Genomic DNA, 2,214 nt, shown 5'->3' with positions numbered 1-2,214 from the left:
CGTCCGCGGCGCGGGCGGCGGACGGCCCGCTGGAGTCCGCGCGGGCCCGCGAGCGGCTCGCCGCGGCGCTGGTCGAGGTCCGCGAGGCCGCCGACGTCGCCGCGGGGGAGTGGTGGCAGGGCGCCCTTCCCGAGGAGCGGGTGGAGCGCGCCGAACGCGACGGGCACCGGGCCCTGGCGACGCTGGTCCTCGGCCGTCCCGGCACCCGGCCGGCGGCCGTCCCCGCCTCTGGACGCGCGTCCCGGCATCCCCGCGGGCCGGGTTCCGATTCTGTCTGTAGGGTGGCCCGATGACCGGACCGGCGGGACACGGCGCCGACCACGGCCCGGCGCGCGGGCCCGGCGAGGACGCCGTCGCCGAGGTGATCCGCCAGTGGCGGGAGATCCACCCCGGGCTCGACACCGGTCCGATGTCGGTGATCGGGCGGATCACGCGCTGCGCCGCGCTCCTCCAGCACGCGGCGGACGGCCCGCTCGGCCGCGCGGAGCTCGTCCGCCCCGAGTTCGACGTCCTCACGGCGCTGCGCAGGCTCGGCCCCGGCGTCACCCCGACCCGGCTCGCGCGCGAGACGTTCTCGTCCGGCGCCGCGGTGACCAAGCGGGTGCGGCGCCTGGAGGAGCGCGGCCTCGTCGAGCGGAGGCAGGACGGCCGCGACCGGCGCGTCCAGCACCTGTCCCTGACCGAGGAGGGCCGCGCGCTCATCGACCGGCTCCTGCCCGACCAGGTGGCCTACGAGGCGGCGCTGCTCGCCGGTCTCGCCGAGGACCGGCGGGAGGAGCTCGCCGGCGCGCTGGGGGAGCTCCTCATCGCGCTGGAGGGAAGGCTGGGCGGCACCTTCGGGTGACCTTGCGGGAAGGCGCTTCTGCGATACGTTCGGGGGCGTCCGAACGCCCCTCGGCACCTGAACCGCACGCGCCGCCGGAGGAACGATGTCCGTGCTCGCCCAGCTCCTCGCCGCCGTCGCCGACGGCTCCGTCGAGATCGTCGACCTCACCGCGCCGCTCTCGGAGCGCACCCCGATCCTCCGGCTGCCGGAGCCGTTCGCCAACACCGTCCCGTTCTCGCTGAAGGAGATCAGCCGGTACGACGACCGCGGCCCCGCCTGGTACTGGAACGACATCTCGACGGGCGAGCACGTCGGCACCCACTTCGACGCGCCGGTCCACTGGGCGACCGGCCGCGACCGGGAGGACGTGTCGCAGGTCGCGCCCGGCCGCCTCGTCGCCCCGGCGGTCGTCCTGGACGCGTCCGGGCAGGCGGCCGCCGACCCCGACTTCCTGCTGGAGATCGACCACGTCCGGGACTGGGAGAAGGCCCACGGGCCCCTCCCCGAGGGCGGGTGGCTCCTCTACCGGACGGGCTGGGACGCGCGCTCCGGCGACCAGGAGACGTTCCTCAACGCCGACGAGACCGGGCCGCACACGCCCGGGATCTCCGCCGAGTGCGCCCGCTGGCTCGCGGAGGAGACGCCGCTCATCGGGCTCGGCGTGGAGACCGTCGGCACTGACGCGGGCGCCGCGCACGGCTTCGACCCGCCGTTCCCCTGCCACTCCTACTTCCTGGGGGCGGGCAAGTACGGCCTGACCCAGCTCCAGAACCTGGACCGGCTGCCGGTGCGCGGCGCCGTGCTCGTCGCGGCGCCGCTGCCCATCGTCGGCGGGTCCGGCAGCCCCGCGCGGGTCCTCGCGCTGGTCGGGCGGTGAACGTCGCCGAGGCCGTGGGGGAGGCCCTCGCCCGGCTCGGCGCCGGCACCGTCTTCGGGGTCGTCGGCAGCGGCAACTTCCACGTGACGAACGCGCTCGTCGCGAACGGCGCCGCGTTCGTCGCCGCCCGGCACGAGGGCGGCGCCGCGACGATGGCCGACGCCTACGCGCGGGTGAGCGGCGGCCTCGGCGTGCTGTCGGTGCACCAGGGCCCCGGCCTCACCAACGCGCTCACCGGGATCGCCGAGGCCGCCAAGAGCCGGACGCCGCTGCTGGTGCTCGCGGGCGAGGTGGCCGCCTCCGCGGTGCGCTCCAACTTCCGGATCGACCAGGCCGCGCTCGCCGCGGCCGTCGGCGCCGTCCCCGAGCGGGTCCACTCGCCGGAGACGGCGCTGGCCGACGTGTCCCGCGCCTGCCGCACCGCGGTCGCCGAGCGGCGGACCGTGCTGCTCGGCCTGCCCCTCGACGTGCAGGACGCGGAGTACCCGGGCCCGGCGGCCCTGGAGCGCCC

The 2,214-nt window shown here is 77.2% G+C and carries 3 protein-coding genes and 1 pseudogene; all 4 read left to right on the top strand.

The genetic code is table 11. From position 1 onward, the window contains the following. Nucleotides 1-293: pseudogene (locus E1300_RS52030) on the top strand (hypothetical protein); the annotation flags it as partial. Then, nucleotides 290-844, top strand: coding sequence for a MarR family winged helix-turn-helix transcriptional regulator (locus tag E1300_RS49140; protein WP_131764106.1), 555 nt, complete (start codon nucleotides 290-292; stop codon nucleotides 842-844). The pseudogene E1300_RS52030 and the gene E1300_RS49140, both read left to right, overlap by 4 nt. Before the next feature lie 85 nt (nucleotides 845-929). Continuing rightward, a complete protein-coding gene (locus E1300_RS49135; RefSeq protein ID WP_131764105.1) occupies nucleotides 930-1,703 on the top strand; it encodes a cyclase family protein in 774 nt (257 codons plus the stop codon). Next, a partial coding sequence (locus E1300_RS49130) for a thiamine pyrophosphate-binding protein (RefSeq protein ID WP_242619912.1) occupies nucleotides 1,700-2,214 on the top strand: 515 nt, incomplete at its 3' end. The genes E1300_RS49135 and E1300_RS49130, both read left to right, overlap by 4 nt.

The organism is Actinomadura fibrosa (assembly GCF_900659615.1).
Taxonomy (GTDB): domain Bacteria; phylum Actinomycetota; class Actinomycetes; order Streptosporangiales; family Streptosporangiaceae; genus Spirillospora; species Spirillospora fibrosa.
This window is presented reverse-complemented; position numbering and strand designations above follow the sequence as displayed.